The sequence below is a fragment of the Variovorax paradoxus genome, assembly GCF_029919115.1.
Classification (GTDB): Bacteria; Pseudomonadota; Gammaproteobacteria; order Burkholderiales; family Burkholderiaceae_C; genus Variovorax; species Variovorax paradoxus_O.
The window spans coordinates 4,661,644-4,682,594 of sequence record NZ_CP123990.1; the positions used below are offsets into that span (position 1 = coordinate 4,661,644).

18 protein-coding genes are annotated in these 20,951 nt (G+C 67.6%); 4 read left to right on the forward strand and 14 right to left on the reverse strand.

Annotated features, from left to right (window positions below):
* Positions 1-26: 26 nt before the first annotated feature.
* The 6 genes from QHG62_RS22395 to QHG62_RS22420 all read right to left on the reverse strand — a co-directional run bounded on the left by QHG62_RS22395 (position 27) and on the right by QHG62_RS22420 (position 7,693).
* Positions 27-1,025, reverse strand: coding sequence for a Bug family tripartite tricarboxylate transporter substrate binding protein (locus tag QHG62_RS22395; RefSeq protein WP_281147838.1), 999 nt, complete (start codon positions 1,023-1,025; stop codon positions 27-29).
* 41 nt (positions 1,026-1,066) lie between these two features.
* Positions 1,067-2,275 carry a CaiB/BaiF CoA transferase family protein gene (locus QHG62_RS22400; RefSeq protein WP_281147839.1) on the reverse strand — a complete coding sequence of 403 codons (1,209 nt, stop codon included), beginning with the start codon at positions 2,273-2,275 and terminating at the stop codon, positions 1,067-1,069.
* Positions 2,276-2,351: 76 nt separating this feature from the next.
* On the reverse strand, positions 2,352-3,164 hold the full coding sequence (locus tag QHG62_RS22405) for an oxepin-CoA hydrolase, alternative type (protein WP_281147840.1): 813 nt from the start codon (positions 3,162-3,164) through the stop codon (positions 2,352-2,354).
* The gene (locus QHG62_RS22410) at positions 3,161-4,303 is read right to left on the reverse strand and encodes an acyl-CoA dehydrogenase family protein (protein ID WP_281147841.1); all 1,143 of its coding nucleotides are present in this window, start codon (positions 4,301-4,303) and stop codon (positions 3,161-3,163) included. The genes QHG62_RS22405 and QHG62_RS22410 overlap by 4 nt, the downstream gene beginning before the upstream one ends.
* A 12-nt stretch (positions 4,304-4,315) precedes the next feature.
* On the reverse strand, positions 4,316-5,524 hold the full coding sequence (locus tag QHG62_RS22415; protein ID WP_281147842.1) for an acyl-CoA dehydrogenase family protein: 1,209 nt from the start codon (positions 5,522-5,524) through the stop codon (positions 4,316-4,318).
* Between the two features lie 24 nt (positions 5,525-5,548).
* On the reverse strand, positions 5,549-7,693 hold the full coding sequence (locus QHG62_RS22420) for a 3-hydroxyacyl-CoA dehydrogenase NAD-binding domain-containing protein (protein WP_281147843.1): 2,145 nt from the start codon (positions 7,691-7,693) through the stop codon (positions 5,549-5,551).
* A 124-nt stretch (positions 7,694-7,817) separates the two neighbouring features.
* Between QHG62_RS22420 and QHG62_RS22425 the strand changes: the two genes are divergently transcribed.
* Entirely contained in the window at positions 7,818-8,738 is a 921-nt protein-coding gene (locus tag QHG62_RS22425; protein WP_281147844.1) for a LysR family transcriptional regulator, read from the forward strand.
* Here the strand turns inward: QHG62_RS22425 and QHG62_RS22430 are convergent.
* A complete protein-coding gene (locus tag QHG62_RS22430; protein ID WP_281147845.1) occupies positions 8,723-8,974 on the reverse strand; it encodes a hypothetical protein in 252 nt (83 codons plus the stop codon). The genes QHG62_RS22425 and QHG62_RS22430 overlap by 16 nt on opposite strands.
* Positions 8,975-9,100: 126 nt before the next feature.
* On the opposite strand from QHG62_RS22430, the gene QHG62_RS22435 reads away from it, so the two are divergent.
* Positions 9,101-10,354, forward strand: a complete 1,254-nt coding sequence (locus tag QHG62_RS22435; RefSeq protein ID WP_281147846.1) for a putative DNA modification/repair radical SAM protein — start codon at positions 9,101-9,103, stop codon at positions 10,352-10,354.
* Positions 10,355-10,369: 15 nt separating this feature from the next.
* A complete protein-coding gene (locus QHG62_RS22440) occupies positions 10,370-12,346 on the forward strand; it encodes a UdgX family uracil-DNA binding protein (protein WP_281147847.1) in 1,977 nt (658 codons plus the stop codon).
* Here QHG62_RS22440 and QHG62_RS22445 read toward each other — a convergent pair.
* The 7 genes from QHG62_RS22445 to QHG62_RS22475 form a co-directional block, all read right to left on the reverse strand.
* Positions 12,343-12,792 (reverse strand): TfoX/Sxy family protein, encoded by a 450-nt coding sequence (locus QHG62_RS22445; protein WP_281147848.1) that lies wholly within the window; start codon positions 12,790-12,792, stop codon positions 12,343-12,345. The two genes, QHG62_RS22440 and QHG62_RS22445, sit on opposite strands and share 4 nt — an antisense overlap.
* Positions 12,779-13,960, reverse strand: coding sequence for an amidase (locus tag QHG62_RS22450; RefSeq protein ID WP_281147849.1), 1,182 nt, complete (start codon positions 13,958-13,960; stop codon positions 12,779-12,781). Before QHG62_RS22450 ends, QHG62_RS22445 begins: the two co-directional genes overlap by 14 nt.
* Positions 13,961-13,991: 31 nt before the next feature.
* On the reverse strand, positions 13,992-14,984 hold the full coding sequence (locus QHG62_RS22455; protein ID WP_281151776.1) for an ABC transporter ATP-binding protein: 993 nt from the start codon (positions 14,982-14,984) through the stop codon (positions 13,992-13,994).
* 56 nt (positions 14,985-15,040) lie between these two features.
* A complete protein-coding gene (locus QHG62_RS22460) occupies positions 15,041-16,081 on the reverse strand; it encodes an ABC transporter ATP-binding protein (protein ID WP_281147850.1) in 1,041 nt (346 codons plus the stop codon).
* A gap of 392 nt (positions 16,082-16,473) precedes the next feature.
* Positions 16,474-17,385 (reverse strand): ABC transporter permease, encoded by a 912-nt coding sequence (locus QHG62_RS22465; RefSeq protein ID WP_281147851.1) that lies wholly within the window; start codon positions 17,383-17,385, stop codon positions 16,474-16,476.
* Positions 17,386-17,390: 5 nt separating this feature from the next.
* A complete protein-coding gene (locus QHG62_RS22470) occupies positions 17,391-18,344 on the reverse strand; it encodes an ABC transporter permease (protein WP_281147852.1) in 954 nt (317 codons plus the stop codon).
* Positions 18,344-20,002 (reverse strand): ABC transporter substrate-binding protein, encoded by a 1,659-nt coding sequence (locus QHG62_RS22475; RefSeq protein ID WP_281147853.1) that lies wholly within the window; start codon positions 20,000-20,002, stop codon positions 18,344-18,346. The genes QHG62_RS22470 and QHG62_RS22475 overlap by 1 nt, the downstream gene beginning before the upstream one ends.
* A gap of 210 nt (positions 20,003-20,212) precedes the next feature.
* Here QHG62_RS22475 and QHG62_RS22480 point away from each other — a divergent pair, with 210 nt between their 5' ends.
* Positions 20,213-20,938, forward strand: a complete 726-nt coding sequence (locus QHG62_RS22480; RefSeq protein ID WP_281147854.1) for a peptidoglycan-binding protein — start codon at positions 20,213-20,215, stop codon at positions 20,936-20,938.
* Positions 20,939-20,951 lie beyond the last annotated feature (13 nt).

Here is a 20,951-nt window from a genome sequence, read left to right on the forward strand (position 1 = left end):
TTGCCGGCCGCGTGCGAAGCGCTGTTTTACTGGTTCGTGATCTTGTTGTCGCGAATGACCTTGCCCCAACGCTCGAAATCCTGGCGCATGCGCGTGCCCGTCTGCCCGGGTGTGCCGTAGGCCGCAAAGGAGCCGACGCTTTCGAGCTTGTCCTGCACGTCCTTGTCGGCCAGCGCGTTTTTCAGCTCGGCGCTCATGCGGTCGACCACGTCCTTGGGCGTGCCCGCGGGCGCCAGCAGGCCACCCCACGAGGTGGCATCGAAGCCCGGGAAGCCTTGTTCGGCCACCGTCTTCACGTCGGGCAGCAGGCTCACGCGCTTGCCAGAACCGACCGCAATGGCGCGCAGCGTGCCGGCGCGGATGTGCGGCATCACCGCCACCAGGTCCGAGAACATGGCCGGCACCTGCCCGCCGATCAGGTCGGTCACGGCCGGCGCGCTGCCGCGGTAGGGCACGTGCTGCATGTCGAACTTGCCGATGTTCTTGAGCTGCTCGGTCGTCAGGTGGCCGAAGCTGCCTGCGCCGGCGGTCGTGTAGTTGAGCTTGCCGCCTTCGGCCTTGGCCTTGGCGATCAGGCCTTGCAGGCCGGTGACTTCGGGCAGCGACTTCGGATTGACGACCATCACGATCGGCAGGTCGTACACCGTGCCCACGGGCGTGAAGCTCTTGAAGATGTCGTAGGGCGTGGGGCCGTACAGATGCGCGGCCAGCAGCGTGGGCGTGGCCAGCATCACGAAGGTGTAGCCGTCGGGCGCGGCCTTGGCGGCAGCCGCCGCGCCGATGGTGCCCGAGGCGCCGCTGCGGTTGTCGATGAGGATGTTCTGCTTCAGGCCCTGCGACATCTTCTGCGCCACGATGCGCGTGGCCACGTCGGTCGGGCCGCCTGGCGGAAAGGGCACGACCACGGTGATCGGCTTGGCCGGCCAGGCTTGCGCGAAGGCGGCGCCTGCCACCAGCGGAAGGGCCAGGGCGATGAGCGCGCGGCGTGCGGGATTGCGAAGGGAGCGGGAGAAAGGAAATGCCATGACTTCTTCAGGGAATCAATGAGGAGAAGGAAAGAGCGTCTTCAGAGAACGCCGTTCGATTTAAGTTGCGCGAGCTTGTCGTCCGAAAGGCCGAGCAGCGACTGCAGCACCTCGTGCGTGGCTTCGCCCAGTTGCGGCGGCGCGCTGCGCACCGGCAGGCGCTCGCCGTCGAAACGGTAGGGCGGTGCCAGCACGTTGACCTTGCCGGCCACCGGATGCGGCTGCTCGGTGACAAGGCCCGCGTCGGTCGCGCGCTTGGAGTTGAGGGCTTCGAGCAGGCCGAGCACCTCGCCGCAGGGAATGCCTGACTGCGTGAGTTTTTCGAGCAGGTCGGCGCGCTGGCGCTTGGCCAGTTCGGCGTGCAGCTCGGGCAGCAGCACCGCGCGGTTGGCCGAACGCAGGATGTTGGTCTTGAAGCGTTCGTCCGCCGCAAGGTCGGGCCGCTCGAGCACGTCGGTGCAAAAGCGCGAGAACTGGGCGTTGTTGCCCACGGTAATGACCAGCGGGCCATCCGCCGCGTCGAACACGCCGTAGGGCACGATCGACGGATGCGAGTTGCCGTAGCGCGGCGGGTCTTCGCCCATCAGCAGTGCTTCGAGGCCGTAGTAGGCGGTGATCATCAGGCCGCAATCGAACAGCGCCATCTCCACGTGGCGGCCCTTGCCGGTTTTCTCGCGCTGGTACAGCGCGGCCAGCACGGCCTGGGCCGAATACATGCCGGTGAACAGGTCGACCACCGCCACGCCGAACTTCAGCGGCGGCTGGTTGGCTTCGCCGTTCAGCGCCATCAGGCCCGCCTCGCCCTGCACCACAAGGTCGTAGCCGGGGCGCGCGGCCTCGGAGCCGGTGCGGTCATAGCCCGAGATCGAGCAGTAGATGAGCTTCGGGTTTTCCTTGCTCAGCTGTTCGTAGCCGAGGCCCAGCTTGTCGATGCCGCCGAACTTGAAGTTCTGGATCACCACGTCGCACTGTCTGGCAAGGTCGCGCGCAATCTGCTGGCCTTCGGGCGTCTGCAGGTCGAGCGTGACCGAGCGCTTGTTGCGGTTCACGCTGTTGAAGTAGGCCGTCTCGGTGTTGCCGACACGCAGGCCCCAGTCGCGCGTGTCGTCGCCGCGGCCCGGGTGCTCGACCTTGATGACTTCGGCGCCCATGTCGGCCAGCACCATGCCGCACCAGGGGCCCGCGAGGATGCGGGACAGATCGAGAACGCGCACGCCGGCAAGCGGCAGCGAGGAATTCAGCACGGGCATGAGAGCAACTCCCTTGAAACGAGAAAGCCCCGCAGCGTGTGCGAGGCGTGATGTGGGGTGAATGCGGCTGGCGGCGTCAGGAAGGGTTGGGCTTCTGTCGGCGCAGCGCGGTGAAATCTGCCGTGCGCTTGCCGAGAAAGGCGCCAATGCCTTCAGCCGCTTCGGCGTCGGCTTGCGACTCGACCATGTACACGGCCTCGGCGTCGAGCTGTTCTTCGAGCGTGGCCCGGTGCGCCTGCCGGCACAGCGTCTTGATGCGTGCGCTCGCGCGCTGCGGGCCGTTGGCCACCTTGGCAGCCAGCGCAACGGCCTCGGCCAGCGCGGCGCCCTTGTCGGTGAGGCGGTTGACGGCACCCAGCGCATGCAGGCGCTCGGCCGTCATGCGGTCGCCGGTCAGGCACATTTCGGTGAGCACCTGGCGCGAGACGAACTCCGACAGGAAAGCCGTGGCGCCGCCGTCCGGGGTGAGACCCACCTTGACGTAGGCGACCGTGTAGAACGCATCGCGCGCCGACACCAGCATGTCGCACGCCAGCGCCATCGAAAGGCCCGCGCCGGCAGCGCCGCCTTCGACCGCAGCGATGACGGGCTTGCCGCAATCGCGAATGGCGCGGATCAGGTTGTTCAGGCCTTCGAGCTTTTCGCGCCGCTCGGAGGCGGGCAGTTCGCGGCGCTTGGCGAGCAGGTTCAGGTCTCCGCCCGAGCAGAAGAAATCACCCGCGCCGGTGAAGACGATGGCGCCGACTTCGGGATCGTTCTCCGCATCGGTGAGCGCGGCGCTCAGTTCCGCATACAGCGTTGGCGTGATCGCGTTGCGCGCGCCCGGGTTGCTGTTGGTCAGGATGCGGACGGCGCCCTGCTGGGAGATGAGAACGGTCTTGTCGCTCATTGCACAGTCTCCTTGCCAAGCGCGATGTAGCGCTGCAGATGATGGTCTTCGTCACCGAGCTGATGGTCGATCATCACGAGCCGCTTGGCATAGTGCGGCAGCGGCAGCTCCCACGTCATGCCAATGCCGCCATGCATCTGGATGCTTTCTTCCGCCACCAGCGCGCCGATGCGGCCGATACTGAACTTGGCGGCCGAGAGCGCACGCTCGCGCGCCACGCGGTCGGTGCCGTCGATGGCGGCTGCCGCGTTGATCACCGCCGAGCGCGCCTGCTCGATCTCGAGCAGCAGGTCGGCCATGCGGTGCTGCAGCGCCTGAAAGCTGCCGATGAGCGTGCCGAACTGCTTGCGCGTGCGCAGGTAGTCGAGCGTGGCAGTCTTGGCGGCTTCCATGGCGCCCACGGCCTCGGCGCACAGCGCGAGCACGCCGCGGCCGATGGCACGTTCCAGCGTGGCGTGGCCCTGGCCTTCGGTGCCCAGCAGCGCATCGGCAACCAGCTTCACGCCGTCGAATGCGAGTTCGGCCACGCGGCCGCCGTCGATGGCGGGGCAGCCGTGCACCGTAAGGCCCGCGGTCTTCGCGGGCACGAGGAACAGCGAGATGCCCGCTTCGTCGTCGATGCTGCCGGAAGTGCGGGCGGAGACGAGGAACAGGTCGGCCTGCTCGCCCTGCGGCACGACGGCCTTGGCGCCGTTCAGCACCCAGCCGTCGCCGCTGCGCTCGGCGCGGGTGGCAACGTGCGTGCGCTCGTGGTGCGCGCCGGCTTCGTCGTGCGCAAAGGCGGCGACGATGGCGCCGTTGATGATGTCGCCGAGTTTTTCTTTCTGCGCATCGCTGCCGGCTGCGCTGAGCGCCTCGCCGACCATTACCGCGCCCAGCAGCGGCTCGACCACGAGGCCGCGGCCCAGCGCCTCGAAGACCACGGCAATGTCGAAGCCGCCGCCGCCGAAGCCACCATCGGCCTCGCTGAAGAGCGCGCCGATCACGCCCAGTTCTGCGAACTGTTGAAAGATCTCCTTGCTGAACCCGTGCTGCGACTTCGCAATGCGGTCGCGCGCATCGAAGGCGTACTGCTCTGCGATGAAGCGGTTCAGGCTGTCGGCGAGCATGCGCCGGTCTTCGGTGTGTTCGAAGTTCATTGCATGTCTCCTTTAAAGGCCGAGGATCATCTTGCTGATGATGTTCTTCTGGATTTCATTCGAGCCGCCGAAGATCGACAGCTTGCGGTTGTTGAAGTAGCGCGCTGCCGCGGCCGACGCGTAGGCGGGTCCGAAGGTTTCGCCGTCGAAGCCGTCGTGCAGCGCTTCTTCGATGAAGGGCCGGCCGTACACGCCCATTGCGCGGCGCGCGAGCGAAGAAATCTCTTGCCGGATCTCGGTGCCGCGGATCTTGAGCATCGAGCTCTCCGCGCCCGGCACGCCGCCACCGGCCACTGCGGCAATCACGCGCAGGTTGGTGGTCTTCATGTTCTCCAGGTCGATCTCGACACGCGCCATGCGCGCGGCAAAGGCCGGGTCTTCCGCCAGCGGCTTGCCGTTCTTCGTTTGCGTGGCCGCAATGCCCTTGAGCTGTTCGAGCGCGGCCACCGAAAAGCCGACGCCCGCGATGTTGGTGCGCTCGTAGGTGAGCAGGTACTTGGCGCAGGTCCAGCCCTTGTTCTCTTCGCCGACCAGGTTCTCGGCCGGCACGCGCACGTCGGAGAAGAACACCTCGTTCACCTCGTGCTCGCCGTCGAGCGTGATGATCGGGCGCACTTCCACGCCGGGCGAAGTCATGTCGATCAGCAGGAAGCTGATGCCCTCTTGCTTCTTCGCTTCGCGGTTCGTGCGCACCAGGCAGAAGATCATGTTGGCATGCTGACCCAGCGTGGTCCAGGTCTTCTGGCCGTTCACGATGTAGTGGTCGCCTTGGGTGTCGATGCCGCGCACGGCCGATGTCTTTACCGCCGCCAGGTCGGAGCCCGCGCCGGGTTCCGAATAGCCCTGGCACCACCAGTCGGAGCCGTCGAGGATGCGCGGCAGCCAGTGGCGCTTTTGCGCCTCGTTGCCGTACTTGATGAGCACCGGCCCCAGCATGTTCACGCCGAAGGGCACGATGCGCGGCGCAAAGGCCAGCGCGCATTCGTGCTCGAAGATGAACTTTTCGACCGCCGTCCAGCCCGGTCCGCCGTACTGCTCGGGCCAGTGGTTGGCGAGCCAGCCGCGCGCGTTGAGGATGGCGTGCCATTCCTCCATGTCGGCCTTGGCGAGGATCTTGCCGCTGCTCACCTTGGCCGAGAGGCGCGCGGGCAGCTTGTCGGCCAGGAAGGCGCGCACTTCCGCGCGGAAGGCTTCTTCTTCAGGGGTGAAGTTCAGGTCCATGGCGTCGCTTCTTTCAGAAAGGGGTCAGGCGTGGTTGAGGCTGTCGAAGTTAGCGCCGCGTTCGACCAGCTCCACCAGCAACGGCGAGGGCTGCCAGAACAACGGATCTTCCTTCGCAAACTCGCGAATGTCGGCCAGCACCTTCGACAGGCCCACGGTGTCGGCGTACTTCATCGGGCCGCCGCGGTGGCGCGGAAAGCCGTAGCCGTAGAGAAAGGTCACGTCCACGTCGAGCGGGCGCAGCGCAATGCGCTGGTGCACCACGTTGGCGCCCTCGTTGATCATTGCGGCCATGTAGCGGCGCATGATTTCTTCTTCGGTGAAGGCGCGCGGCTCGATGCCGGCGCGCTCGCGCTCGGCGTCGATGATGGCCAGCACCTCGGGGTCGGGCACGCCGGTGCGCGCGCCTTGGGGGTACAGGTAATAGCCGCGCTGCGTCTTCTGGCCGAACCAGCCGCGCTCGCAGATGCGGTCGGCAACCTGCACGTAGCGCGCCTTGGGGTCGCGCGTGGCCGCCTTGCGCTTGCGCGTGGCCCAGCCGATGTCGCCGCCCGCCAGGTCGGACACCTGGAACGGCCCCATCGGGTAGCCGAAGTTGCGCACCGCCTCGTCGATCTGGTAGGGCGAGGCGCCGTCTTCCATCATGTGGTCGGCGGCCTGGCGGTACACCGCGAGGATGCGGTTGCCGATGAAGCCGTCGCACACGCCGGCGCGCACGGGCACCTTCTTCAATTTCTTCGCAAGCTCGAAGCCCGTGGCCACTACGTCGGCGCTCACCTTGGCGGGCACCACGATCTCGAGCAGCTTCATGATGTTGGCCGGCGAGAAGAAGTGCAGGCCCACCACGTCCTGCGGGCGCGAGATGCTGGCCGCGATCTCGTCGATGTCGAGGTACGAGGTGTTGGTAGCCAGCACTGCGCCGGGCTTGCACACCCGGTCGAGTTCGGCGAACACCGCCTTCTTCACGCCCATGTCTTCGAACACGGCTTCGACCACGATATCGGCCTGCGCGAGCGCGTCGTAGCTCGTGGAGCCCGAAAAGCGCGCCATCACGGCCGCCTTGGCCTCGGGCGTCATGCGGCCCTTGCCGATCAGGCCGTCGTACACCTTTTCAACGTGCTGGCGGCCGCGCGCAAGGCTGGGCTCGTCGCGCTCGATCATGGTCACGGGCAGGCCCGCATCGAGCATGGCCACCGCAATGCCCGCGCCCATGGTGCCGCCGCCGATGATGCCGGCCGATTCGAGCGCGCGCGGCTTGGCGGCCTTGGTTTCGGGCGCCTTCAGCACTTCGCGCTCGGCGAAGAAGGCGTGGATCAGGCCGGCGCGCTGCGGGCTGTCGATGCACTGCAGGAACAGCTTGCGCTCCAGCGCCATACCTTCGTCGAAGGGCAGCGTGAGCGCGGCTTCGACGGCTTCGATGATCTTCATCGGCGAGAACAGGCCTCGGCTCTTCTTGGCAGTGTCGGCGCGCGCCGCTTCGAGCGCGGCGCGGCTGGCCTCTGCATCGGCCAGGCCGGCGGCCTCGCGCGCGCGGCGCACCGGCGTCTTGGCCGCGGCCAGTTCTTCCGCATAGGCAAGGCCCTCGGCGCGCGCGTCGGCCTCGGTTCCCAGGCGGTCGACCAGCCCGAGCGACATCGCTTCCTTCGCACCCGCATGGCGGCCGCTGAGCATGAGCTCAAGCGCGGGCTTCACGCCGATGAGGCGCGGCGCGCGCTGCGTACCGCCCGAGCCGGGCAAGAGGCCGAGCTGCACTTCGGGCAGTCCCAGCTTGGCCGACGGAGCGGCAAGGCGGTAGTGCGCCGACAGCGCCACTTCGAGCCCGCCGCCCAGCGCCGCGCCGTGGATGGCGGCAATCACCGGCTTCGTGCAGTTCTCGATCTTCAGGCACACCTCGGGCAGCGAAGGCGGCTGCGGCGTCTTGCCGAACTCGCGGATGTCCGCACCCGCGATGAAGTTGCGGCCCGCGCCGACGATCAGCACCGCGGCGGCCGCGCTGTCGGCCTCCGCCGCCTCGATGGCGGCCACCAGGCCTCGGCGCACATCCACGCCCAGGGCGTTGACGGGCGGGTTGTCGATGGTCACCACGAACACGCCGCCCGGTTTGGGAGAACGCTCGAAGCTGACGGGGTTGGAAGAAGACGCGGGAAGGCTGGAGTCGGTGGTGGCCATGTCTTGTCTCTCTTGTCTCTTGCGGGTTCCAGGGTGAACCCAGCATTCTTTGCCCGATGCGCGGCTTTGACAATTGCATAGCCGGTTGACAGACTGTCAAAGGATTTTTGACACAATCGGGTGCATGGAGCTCCAATCGCTGACTTTGCTGGTGGAAATCCTCGACGCCGGCAACCTGAGCGCGGCGGCACGCCGCCTCAAGATGAGCCGCGCCAATGTCAGCTACCACCTGAACCAGCTGGAGCGCTCGGTCGGCGCCCAGCTGGTGCGGCGCACCACCCGCCGCGCCGAGCCCACGGAGATCGGCCTGCGGCTCTACCAGCACGGCGTTGCCATCCAGGCCGAATTGCTGGCCGCAAAAGAATCCGTCACCACTCTGGGCGAGGGCCTGCAGGGCCGCGTGCGGTTGAGCGTGCCAAGCGGCTACGGTCAGTTGGTCATGGCCGACTGGCTGATCGACTTCAAGCGCCAGTACCCCGGCATCGTGCTGGACGTGGTGTTCGAAAACCGCATCGAAGACCTGCTGCGCGACGAGGTCGACATTGCGATCCGCGTGGTGCCGGAGCCGCCACAAAACCTGGTGGCGCGGGAACTGGGGCCGGTGCGCTATGTGGCCTGCGCCTCGCGCGACTATGCGCAGAAGCACCCGCTGCCGGTGCAGCTGGACGAGCTGCAGGGCGCGCCGGTGGTCACCGCCGCGGTCATCGGCCGGGAGCTGCGGGTGTCGGCCTACCAGGGTGAGACCCGGCGCGAGGTGATCCTCGAGCCGACGCTGATTTCAGAAAACTTCTTGTTCCTGCGCCAAGCCATCCTCGCGGGGCTCGGCATTGGCCTGGTGCCCGACTACGTGGTGCAGGACGACGTGCGCCGGGGCGAGGTGGTGACCACGCTGGACGACTGGCGCCTGAGCATTTTCGGCACGCAGATGTTCATGCTCTACATGCCGAACCGGCAGCACACGCGGGCGATCCGCACCTTCATCGACTTCATCCTGGAGCGGGTGCGGCCGCCCGCCATGGATTCGGCCAATCAGTCGCAGCGGTAGGTGACTTCGCCGACGACCGGCGCGCGCGAGCCCTTGGGGTCGAGATAGCGCATCGGAGCGCCGAAATTGCGGCAGTAGGCCTCGGCGTCCTGCGGACTGGGCGACTTGAACACGCCGTCGCCCAACCAGGTGACGCGGGGCGCGGGCCGCGCGGCGCATCCGGCGAGGACGAGGGCCGCGAGGGGCAGGGCGAAAAAAGCGGAGAGAGCAGGTGAGCGGCGCATCGGAAAGCGCATCGCTGCGCACGGGTGAACGAGCCCGGGACTTTAGCGGGTGAAAAGCCTGGGGGCTTTCCCCGTTCTGCAAGACACACAGCCTTCAAAACTGTATATTCATACAGTATTTTAAGTGCCCAGTTTCCCGTGGACCTCCAGCGCAAACTCGCCATCCTTGCGGACGCCGCCAAGTACGACGCCTCGTGCGCGTCCAGCGGCTCGCAGCCGCGCGACTCCATCGGCGGGCGCGGCATCGGCTCGACCGAGGGCGCCGGCATCTGCCACAGCTTCGCGCCGGACGGGCGCTGCATCTCGCTGCTCAAGGTGCTGCTCACCAACCACTGCCAGTACGACTGCCTCTACTGCGTCAACCGCGCGTCGAGCAACGTGCCGCGCGCGCGCTTTCGCGTCGACGAGGTGGTGCAGCTCACGCTCGACTTCTACCGCCGCAACTGCATCGAGGGCCTGTTCCTGTCCAGCGGTATCGTCAAGTCGCCGGACCACACGATGGAGCAGGTGGTCGAGGTGGCGCGCACGCTGCGCGAAGACCACGACTTTCGCGGCTACATCCACCTCAAGACCATTCCCGATGCAAGCGACGAGCTCATCGCGCGCGCCGGCCGCTATGCCGACCGCCTGAGCATCAACGTCGAGATGCCGACCACCGAAGGCCTGCAGGCGCTCGCACCCGAGAAGGATGAAAGCGCCATTCGCCGTTCCATGGCGCGGCTGCGGCTGCGCATCGACGACACGCGCGAAGAGGCGCGCCGCGTGGTGCCGATTCGCGCGCTGCCTGGCGCGGCGCCCGCCGCCGCAAATCCGCCGCCCTTTGCGCCCGCGGGCCAGAGCACGCAGATGATCGTGGGCGCCGACGCCACCGACGACCGTCAGATCCTTGCCTCGAGCGCCACGCTCTACGGCGCCTACAAGCTCAGGCGCGTGTACTACTCCGCCTTCAGCCCTATTCCCGACGCCGCCCGCGCGCTGCCGCTGGTGGCGCCGCCGCTGATGCGCGAGCACCGGCTCTACCAGGCCGACTGGCTCATGCGCTTCTACGGCTTCGGGCACCAGGAAATCGTGGCCGAGCCCGACGGCCTGCTGCGGCTCGACGTCGATCCCAAGATGGCCTGGGCGCTCGCGCATGCCGACCGCTTTCCGGTCGACCTGAACCATGCGCCGCGCGAAATGCTGTTGCGCGTGCCGGGGCTCGGCGTGAAAGCCGTCGAACGGCTGCTGCAGGCGCGGCGCGTGCGCCGGGTGCGCGCGGACGACCTCCGGCGGTTGCACGTGCCGGCGCGCAAGGTGCTGCCGTTTGTCGTTGCGGACGGGCACCGGCCATCGCGCGGGGCGCCCATGCCTTCGCCGGTGCCGCAGCGCGCTGCGCAAGCCTCGCTGTTCTGAGCCGAGCCATTTGCCATGCACGTGCGGCTCGACGACCCGGTCGATCTCGACGCCTTTCGCCGCCACGCGCGGCAGCTGCTCGCAGCGGGCGTGGCGCCGGACCGCGTCGAATGGAACGCGGTGCAGGCCGCCGGCGATGCCGCCGATCTGTTCGGTGCGGGGGGCGATGCCGCGCCGCCAGCAGCGCTTGCTACCGCCGCAGAACGGCAGCCCGTGCCCGCATGGTTCGTCGAACTGTGCGGCGACGTCATCCTGCACCGCGACCCGCAGCGCCTTGCTTTGCTGTACCGGCTGCTGTGGCGCCTTTCGCACGAGCCCGCGTTGCGGCACGACCCGCTCGACGCCGACCTGATGCAGGCCCGGCAGATGGCCAAGGCCGTGCACCGCGACATCCACAAGATGCGCGCCTTCGTGCGCTTTACCCGCGTGACGGGCGAAGACGGCCTGGAACGCCACGTGGCGTGGTTCGAGCCCGAGCACCGCATCGTCGAAGCCAACGCAGCTTTTTTTGCGCGCCGCTTCGCGCAGATGCGCTGGGCCATCCTCACGCCCGAGCGTTGTGTGGAATGGAACGGCCATGCGCTGGCCTTCCGCGATGGCGCCGACCGCCGCGAGAAGCCGCCGCCCGATGCCGGCGAGCAGCTCTGGCTGACCTACTACGAACACATCTTCAACCCGGCGCGGCTCAAGCTCGCGATGATGCGGCGCGAAATGCCGCGCCGCTACTGGCGCAACCTGCCCGAGGCCACGCTGATCCAGCCGCTGGCCGAGGCCGCTGCCGCGCGCAGCCAGTCGATGATCGAGGCGCCGCCTACCGCGCCGCGCCGCATCCGCGCGCCCATTGCGCTGCACCTGCGGCCGGCGGCGGGCGTGGAACCCGCCAACCTTGGTGAATTGCGCGCCGCGGCGCGTGCCTGCCGCGACTGCCCCATCGGCGCGCTCGCCACGCAGGCCGTGTGCGGCGAAGGTCCGCTCGGCGCCACGCACATGCTGGTCGGCGAGCAACCGGGCGACCAGGAAGACCTGGCGGGCCGGCCCTTCGTCGGCCCCGCGGGCCAGTTGCTCGACCGCGCAATGGCACAACTGGGCTGGGCGCGCGACACCGTGTACCTGGCCAACGCCGTCAAACACTTCAAGTACGAGCTGCGCGGCAAGCGCCGCATCCACAAGACCGCAGGCCAACGCGAGGCCGAAGCCTGCGCCCATTGGCTCGAGAGCGAAATTTCGCTGGTCCGGCCGCAGGCCCTGGTGGCGCTGGGTGCCACCGCCGCGCGCACCCTGCTGGGCCGCCCGGTGGCGGTGCAGGCCGAGCGCGGTGCGTGGCTGCACGAGCGCGGCGATGGCCGGCCCGTGTTCGTGACCCTGCATCCGTCGGCCCTGCTGCGCCTGCCCGACGTGGAGCGCGCCGAAGCCTTCGAGCGCTGGCTGGCCGACCTTGCGGCGGCGCGGCACGCTTTCTGCTGCAGTCGCGGCATGAAAGAACAAGCTTCCGCTGCAGCCCCTTTGCGCATCGCACCGCTCACGCCGCACGCCTTTGCGCCCTATGGCACCGTCATCGAGGCGCCCGCTGCCGGAGGCCGCGCCATCAACGGCGGCAACGCAAGGCGCTTCGACCTGCTCGACAACCTGCAGCTCGATGCCGCGGGCGGCCGCGCGATGCTCGCGCTGTTCCGCGCCGGGGCGCGCAGCTTTCCGCACGACGTGGCAGAGATGGAACGCCATGCGCTCGGCAGCCAGACCTTCGTGCCGTTGGGCGAGCGGCGCTTTGTGATCGTGGTCGCTCGCGCGGGGGAAGCGCCGGCCTCTGCGGGAGACCTGGCCGCCTTCGTTACCGACGGTCGGCAGGGCGTGGTGCTCGCGCCCGGCACCTGGCACCACGCGCTGCTGGCGGTGGATGCGGGAGATTTCGTGGTGATCGAGCGCGCCGGAGAGGCGGTCGATTGCGATCTCTGCGCGCTCGCGGCACCGGCGGTTGTCGACTGGAAGGGCTAGGCGCGCTTGCCGGGCGGCTTTTTCGCGGCGAGGCTTTTTGCCACCAGCACGGCCTCCCTGGCCAGCGCCGCCAACGCCTCGTGGTCTTCGATGATGTCGAGGGGAACCTCGAAATACTTCCGCACCTGCACCCGCCGCGCCTTCGTGTCGTAGGCAAAGCACCGGCTGCCCAGCTTCTCGTACTTTGGCCGGGTGGTGTCGTCCACCACGAAATACACGGTGCTGCCCATGATCATCGCGAACTGCGTGGCATCGGCCACGAGTCCCGTTCCGCCGAAGAAGCGCGTCTTGGCGATGCGGGGGATTGCAGAGAGCCGGTCCACGATGAAATCGACAAACTGCGCCGAGGCTTCCGACATGATGTGCTGGCGCCATGCGCCGGATGAAAAGAGCGCAGTGTCGCCGACTTGGACGAAGCCGCGGTACGCGGTGTCAGCCAGCGGCAATGCGCTCGGCCACCCGGATCAATGAACGGTCCGAGCCCGCCGGCCCCAGCAGCGACAGCCCGAGCGGCGCGCCGTCGCGCCGCGCCAGCGGCATCGACAGTTGCGGAAAGCCGCTGAGTCCCGCAATGCACAGCATCCGTATCGCGCGGTTGCGGTAGTCCTCCAGCCCGGCCTCGCTCTCGCTGCGCAGCGGCGCAATGTCGGGCATGGTGGGCATCAGCAGCACGCCGTCGGTGCCCAGCAGCGCGGCCAGGTGCGCGCGAAACGCGGTGCGAAAGACGCGCGCGGCCACCACCTGCGCATCGGTCACTTCGCGCGACCACGCAAAGCGCTCGGCCACGCCCGGGCCCAGCGGCGGCGCATAGCGCTCGATCAGCGGGCCGTCGGTGAGCCAGGCCTCGCGCGACTGAAGGTAGCGAAAGTTCCAGTACATCGCGTCGAACGATTCCATTGCCACCGTCGTGCCCTGCGCGGGACCGAGCAGGCCCTGCACACGGTCGATCACGGCTTGCAGCGCCTTCGTGGCGGCGGGTGCGGCCAGGGCCCACACGTCGTCGGGACCCAGCAGGCGCATGCGATCGGGCAGGGCCGATGCGTCGGCGCCCAGCAGCACATCGGCCACGCGCGCAAAGGTGCCGATGTCGCGCGCGAACCAGCCGCAGGTGTCGAAGCTCGGCGCAAGGTCGAGCGCGCCCTCCAGGCTCACGCGGCCGTGCGTCGGGCGAAGGCCGTACAGGCCGCAGTGGTTGGCCGGCGCGCGCACCGAGCCGCCGGTGTCGGTGCCGAGCGCAAAGTCGCAAAGGCCCGACGACACCGCCGAGGCCGACCCCGACGACGAGCCGCCTGTGATGCGGTCTTTGGCCGCGCCGTTGATCGGTGCGCCGAAATGCGCGTTGTTGCCGTTCATCGAGAACGCGAGCTCGTCGGTCACCGTCTTGCCCGTAAAGCGCGCGCCCGCATCGAGCAGCTTTTGCACGGTGGGCGCGGTGCGCGTCTTTATGCCCGACATCGCCAGCACGATCGGGTTGCCGCCCCCGGTGGGGTAGCCGGCCACGTCGAACAGGTCTTTGGCAGCAAAGCTCAGGTCGGCCAGCGGGCCGGTGGGCGCGTGCGGCACCGGCGCGTCGGGGTACGGAACGAAGGCGTGGGCGGGATCGTGCAAGGGCATGGTGCGTCAGTAGGAGTTTGTGCGGTGCGGGTCAGGCGACCAGCGTGGGCGCGATGGCTGCTGCGGCCTCGGTGTGGATGCAGCGCGCGCGGTGGTTGGGTGCGAGCTCGACCACCGGCGGCTGCGCGGCGCGGCAGGCATCGGTGGCAAGTGCGCAGCGTTCGGCAAAGGCGCAGCCCGGCGGCAACGCGGAGAGATCGGGCGGCGCGCCGCCGATGGTCTCCAGCCGCGCGCCGCGCGCCAGCGCCCCATGCGCGCGGCTCTTGAGCAGCGCGATGGTGTAGGGGTGACGCGGCGAGCGGATCAGCTCGCGCGCCGTGCCTTCCTCGACGATGCGGCCGGCATACATCACGGCGATGCGATCGGCGACCTCTACCGCGGCGCCGATGTCGTGCGTCACGAAGATCACCGACAGGCCCAGGTCGCGCTGCAGTTCGCGCAGCAGCAGAAGAATTTGGATCTGCACCGTGGCGTCGAGCGCGGTGGTCGGCTCGTCGGCCAGCAGCAGCTGCGGCTTGCAGGCCAGCGCGAGCGCAATCATCGCGCGCTGGCGCATGCCGCCAGACATCTCGTGCGGATACGCAGCCAGCCGCCGCTCGGGGCTGGGAATGCGCACGCGCTCGAACAGCGCGAGCGCACGCTGGTGCGCCTCGGCTGCCGTCACTTTCTTCTCGTGCCGGCGAATCGATTCGACGATTTGCGCGCCGACCGAATACACGGGGTCGAGCGCGAGCAGCGGTTCCTGGAAGATCATCGAAGCGACCTTGCCGCGGAAATCGTCGAGCTCGCGCGCGGGCATCGCCAGCACGTCGCGCCCGGCCACCTGCACCTGCCCGCCCATGCGCGTGCGGCGCTCGGAGTGCAGGCGCAGCAGCGTGCGCATGGTCACGCTCTTGCCGGAGCCGGATTCGCCGATGAGCGCGACCACTTCGCCGCGCTGCACTTCCAGGCTCACGCCACTGACCGCATGCACGGGCTTGCGGCCGCCGCTGAAGGTGACGCTGAGGTCGAGCAGGCGGACCATCGGCTCGCCGGCGGGCATGACGTTGGTGCTGCCGTTGTTGGTGCTGCGGCTGTCGCTCATGCTGCCTGCCTCATCGGCGTTTGCGCCATCGGGTGCCCGCTCCCGGGCTCGAGAACAAGGCAGCTCGCCGCATGCAGCGAACCCGTGGCGACGGGCTCGGGCACCACTTGGCTGCACACCGGCGCGGCCAGCGCGCAGCGTGGATGAAAGCGGCAGCCGGAGGGCGGGTTGATCGGATTCGGCGGGTCGCCGGCCAGCGCGGCTTCTTCGGTGCGGTTGTCGGGGTCCATCGAAGGCATCGACGAGAGCAGGGCGCGCGTGTAGGGGTGCGCGGGCGCATCGTAGAGCGCATCGGCCGGGCCGATCTCGGCCACCTGGCCGAGGTACATGACCATGACGCGGTCGCTCACATAGCGCACCACGTTGAGGTCATGGCTGATGAAAAGATAGGTCAGGCCAAACTCGGCCTTCAGGTCGAGCAGCAGGTTGATGACCTGTGCTTCCACCGACTTGTCGAGCGCCGACACGGCCTCGTCCAGAATCACCATGCGCGGCTGCAATGCAAGCGCGCGTGCAATGTTCACGCGCTGGCGCTGTCCGCCCGACAGCTCATGCGGATACCGTTCGGCAAAGCGCTGCGGCTCCAGGCCCACGCGCGCAAGCAGATCTCGCGCACGCGCCACAGACTCGCGCCGGCTGACGCCATGCACTTGCGGACCGAAGGCAACCGAGTCTTCGATGGTGAGGCGCGGGTTGAGCGAGGCATAGCTGTCCTGGAACACCATCTGCACCTGGCGTCGAAACTCCTTGAGCGGAAGTTCGCGGCCACCGACTTCGCGGCCATCAAAAATCACCTCGCCCCGGGTCGGCGCAATGAGCTGCATCAGCAGCCGCGCGGTGGTCGACTTGCCACAGCCCGATTCGCCGACAACACCCAGCGTTTCACCTTTCAGGACTTCGAAGTCGACACCGTCTACTGCACGCACCACACCGCCGCCACGACCCAGAGGGTCTTTCTTGAGCGGGAAGTGCTTGACTAGGCCGGTGATGGTGAGCAGAGGTTGTGCGGGGCCGCCGATGTCTTTCAGTGCGTCCATGTGGTCGTGCTCCTGTGTTCTTGGCGCTGTTGTCCAGGACGTGTGCAAAGGCCACCGGGTACTCCCCTCCGCGAATGTCCCCCGGGCCACCGGGTGCTCCCCTCCGCGAATGTCCCCCGCCTTCGGCTCCTCCTTTATTTCGCTGCGGGGAACACCCGATGCCCTGTGCACTGGGGCACGCTGCTGGTGTATCGCTGATCAACGACCGCTCTGAATCACGCACCCGTCGATGGGGTGCCTTGCGCAGCGAAATAAAGGAGGAGGCCGCAGGCCGGGGGACAGCAGCGAAATAAAGGAGGAGGCCGCAGGCCGGGGGACATTCGCGGAGAAAGGTACCCCGTCGGCGGGGGCGCGCCCTGAAGACAGCGCAGCACATACAACGCAAAGCATCCTCACCCCTTGTTGTCCATCGCCGACCGCAACCCATCGGACAAGAGATTGAAAGAGATCGAGGTGATGAAGATCATCGCCCCAGGCAGCGCAGCAACCCACGGCTGCACGTAGATTGCAGTGCGCAGCGTGTTGAGCATCAGCCCCCACTCCGGCTCCGGTGGCTTTACGCCCAGGCCCAGGAACGACAGGCCCGACGCCAGGATCATCGACACCGCGATCAGGCTCGTGGCGTACACGAAGATAGGTCCGAGCACATTGCCCAGCACATGCACCCGCACGATGGTGAACGGGTTGGCGCCCGAGGCGCGCGCCGCCTCAACGTAGTCGCGCGTGCGCACCTGCGTCGTCACGCTTTCGGCCACGCGCGCAATCTGCGGAATGAACACGATGGTGAGCGAGATCAGCGAGTTGACCACGCCCGCACCCAGCGTGCCCGAGAGAGCAATGGCCAGCAGCACCGACGGGAAGGCGTAGAACACGTCGATGGTGCGCATGATCAGCGTGTTGGTAAAGCCGCCTGCGTAACCCGCAACGATGCCGATGACCGTGCCGAGCACAAAGGCGCAGATGACCGGCGTGATGCCGATGAACAGCGACAGCCGCGCGCCGACGATCAGGCGCGACAGCATGTCGCGGCCCAGCTCGTCGCTGCCGAGCGGCAGGCCCTCGGTACCGATGGGTTTTAGCCGCTTGAGCATCGACGATGCGTAGGGGTCGGCCGGCGCGAGCCAGGGGCCGAACACGGCCAGGCCTATGAGCAGCAGCACCATCAAGGCGGCGCCCATGGCGATCGGATCGCGCGTGAAGCGCAGCAGCGCCGAGGTCCAGTAGCCGCGCGAGCGCTGCATCGGCAGCGGTTTTACATCGGCTGCTGCAGCAGCAGGGGACGAAGGAATGGGGAGTGCGCTCATGGTAGTCAGGCCCGCGCAATCCGCGGGTCGAGCATGGTTTGCAGCACGTCGACCAGCAGGTTCAGCAACACGAAGAACAGCGCCAGCACCAGGATGGTTCCCTGCAGCAGCGGCAGGTCGCGCTGGAAGATGGCGGAGTTCAATAGAAAGCCGGTGCCTGGCCAGGAGAACACGGTCTCGATCAATATCGAGCCGCCGAGCAGGTAGCCCAGCTGCAGGCCCATCACGGCCAACGCCGTGGGCGCCGCGTTCTTCACCATGTGGCGGAACACGCCGAAGTGCGTGAGGCCCTTGGCGCGCAGGCCGACAATGAATTCCTGGTCGAGGATGTCGGCCACCAGCGCGCGCACCGTGCGCGCGATGATGCCCATGGGAATCACCGACATGGTGAGCGCGGGCAGCAGCAGATATTGCACATGCTCCCAGTCCCACGCCCAGTCGCTCGAGCCCCCCGGGCCCGCGCCGGTGGCGGGCAGCCACATGAGCTGCGACGAGAACACGATCACCATCACCATGCCCAACCAGTAGTGCGGCACGCTCACGCCGAGCACCGACAGCATCGAGGCGAAGCGGTCGATCCACGAATTGCGAAAGTACCCGGCCACAAAGCCGAAAAGGCAGCCCAGCACAAAGCCGATGAACGTGGCCAACACGGCCAACCGCAGCGTGTTGCCCACGGCCGTGAACACCTCGCCCGCCACCGCCCGGTTGCTCGCAATCGAAACGCCCAGGTCGCCGTGCAGCGCCCGCCAGATCCACATCGCGAACTGCTCGGGCAGCGAACGGTTGAAGCCGTACAGCTCGCGCAGCTGCGCCTGCAGGTCGGCCGAGGCGTCCGGCGGAAGAATCGACACCAGCGGATCGCCGGGCGCGATGTGCACCAGCAGAAAGCACACCAGCGCCACGCCGATCATGATCGGCACGGCGTAGACCACGCGACGCAGCAGATAGGCCAGCATCAGTCCATCGTCATGGTTGCGATGTCGATGAACCAGCTTTTAGGCTGAACGACGTTCTTCACCTTGGCAGACATTGCGCGCGGGCCGACGTCATGCGCAATCCAGACGAACGGCGCGTCGTCCACGATGTGCGCATGCAGCTTGGCCAGCGCGGTGTCGCGCGCCTTGTCGTCGAAGCTGGTGCGCGCATCGGCCACGAGCTTGTCGACCTCGGCGTTGCCGTAGTAGCCCCAGTTGTTGGACACCGGCGGAAATGTCTTGGTGCTCACGAAGCGCACCATGGCAAAGAACGGGTCCATCGCTGCGAAGCTCACGTTGGTGGCGTTGGCGCCGTTGGCCGAAGGATCTTTCACGCCCTTGCGCCAGTTGGTGAAGAGCGTGTTCCATTCGATCACGTCGAATTCCACATCGAAGAAGCACTGCTTGAGCGACTGCTGCGCAAATTCGTTCATGGGCAGCGGCTGCATCTGGCCCGAGCCCGAGGCGGAGATCTGCACCTTCACCTTGATCGGCTTGGCTGCCGAGTAGCCGGCCTGCGTCATCAGCGCCTGCGCGGCCTTCACGTCGTACTTGATGTCGAACTTGGGATTGCCCCACCACGGATGGCCGGGCGGCACGGTGCCCTTGGGCTCGGCCATCATGCCGCCGAGCAGCTGCTTCATGCCGCCGCGGTCGATGCACAGGTTGGCGGCCTGGCGCACGCGCTTGTCGAGCCAGGGCGAGCCTTCGGCGAACGACAGTTGCCACGGCCACACGTGCGGCTGCGCGTTCGAATAGATCTTGAAGCCGCGCTGCGTGATCTGCGGCATGGCGTCGGGCGCGGGCGCTTCGATCCAGTCGACCTGGCCGCCCAGCAGCGCGGCGGTGCGCGCGTTGGCTTCGGGCATCGGCAGCATCACGACCTTGTCGATCTTGGGTACACGCTTGGCGTCCCAGTACGTCTTGTTGGCGGCAAGCTCCAGCCGCTCGCGGGCCACGAAGCGCGTGACCTTGAACGGGCCCGAGCCGGCGGGGTCGGCGGCAAAGGCGGTCCATGCGGCCTTGGACTTGTCGGCGGGGGAGGCGCCGGCCGCGGCGTCGAACTTCTTTTGCCACTGCGCGGGCGAGGCCATGAACAGGTTCGTCAGGTTGATCGGCAGGAACGCGTCGGGCTCGCTGGTGGTGAGCTCGACCGTCATGTCGTCGACCTTGCGCGCGGTGCGCAGCGTCGGCATGCGCGACGCGGTCACGCCCACCTGGCTCGGGTCGAACTGCGGTGCGTCCTTGTCGAGCACCTTCTGCACGTTCCACACCACGGCGTCGGCATTGAAGGCCGAGCCGTCATGAAACTTGACGCCGGGCCGCAGCTTGAAGACCCACTTGGTCTTGTCCTTGGCATCGACGGCCCATGAGGTGGCGAGCCCGGCGATCAGCACGCTCGGCGCATCGGCCTTCGACAGGTCCCACTGCGTGAGCGAGTCGTAAATCGGAATGCCGGTGAAGCGGTTGCCCTCGAAGCCCTGGTCGGGCTGGCCCAGCGTGCGCGGAATGTCTGCCGCCGTCATGGCGATGCGCAGTGTTTTTTCCTGGGCCAGGGCCGGCGTTGCCAAGGCCAGGGTGGCCACTGCCGCGCAGGCGGCCAGGGGTTTCAGGATCGAGGCAGGAACAGCACGCTTCACATGGAACTCCTAGGGATGAGAAGACAAAAGGTGTCGAACCGGTGATGAAGCACGACGTGTGCCAGCCATTGGTTTCCACGCTTTCCTCGGGCACCGGGCGTGTTCGGCCGCACGCCGTACCGGCTAGGCCATCCGGTGAATGGACGCGGCGAGGCCCGGTTTTCACAATGCATGCGTTCGTACTTCACGTTCCACGTTCGAAAGCAGACGATGACCGTACTCAGACAAGGCTCGATGGGCCCGCAGGTTCGCCAGCTGCAAGAAGCACTGAACCGCAAGCTGCTTCCCAGCCCCGGCCTGGTGCCCGACGGCCAATTTGGATCGCGCACCCGCGCCGCTGTGATCCGGCTGCAAGCCGAGAACTGGCTGGTGGAAGACGGCGAGGCGGGGCCCTGCACGCAGAACGTGGCGTTCGACACCGAAGGCAACGCGCCCATCCTCCACCCGATCAGCCTGATCCCGCAGCCCACGCCCACGCAGTGCTGGGCCGCGAGCACCGCGATGATCACGCGCACCAGCGTGCCGGCGGTGCTGGCGCGCACGCCGCCCGACCTGATCGCGCCCGGCGGCGGGCTGCGAAATTTTTCCGACACCAACGACGCCATGACCAGCGGCCAGCGCTATGCCTCCGCGCACGGGCTCACCGTGCGCCCGCCCATGTCGTGGCCGGTCAGTGCGCTGCGCGATGCGCTGCGAAGCGGCGCGCTGATGTTCGACATGCTGTGGAAGTCGGGCGAGTACGCCGAAGGCTTCGGCAGCCCGGGCCACATGATCGTCGTCGCGGGCATTCGCGGCGACAACGACCCGAGCGGCCGCGGCACCACCTTGCGCATCTTCGATCCGTGGCCGCCGAACATCGGTGCACGCTATTCGGTCGGCTATTTCAAGTGGATCCAGGAAGTGCCCACCCGCACCTACCGCGTGTTCCAGCGCTAGCCTGGGCAGGGGG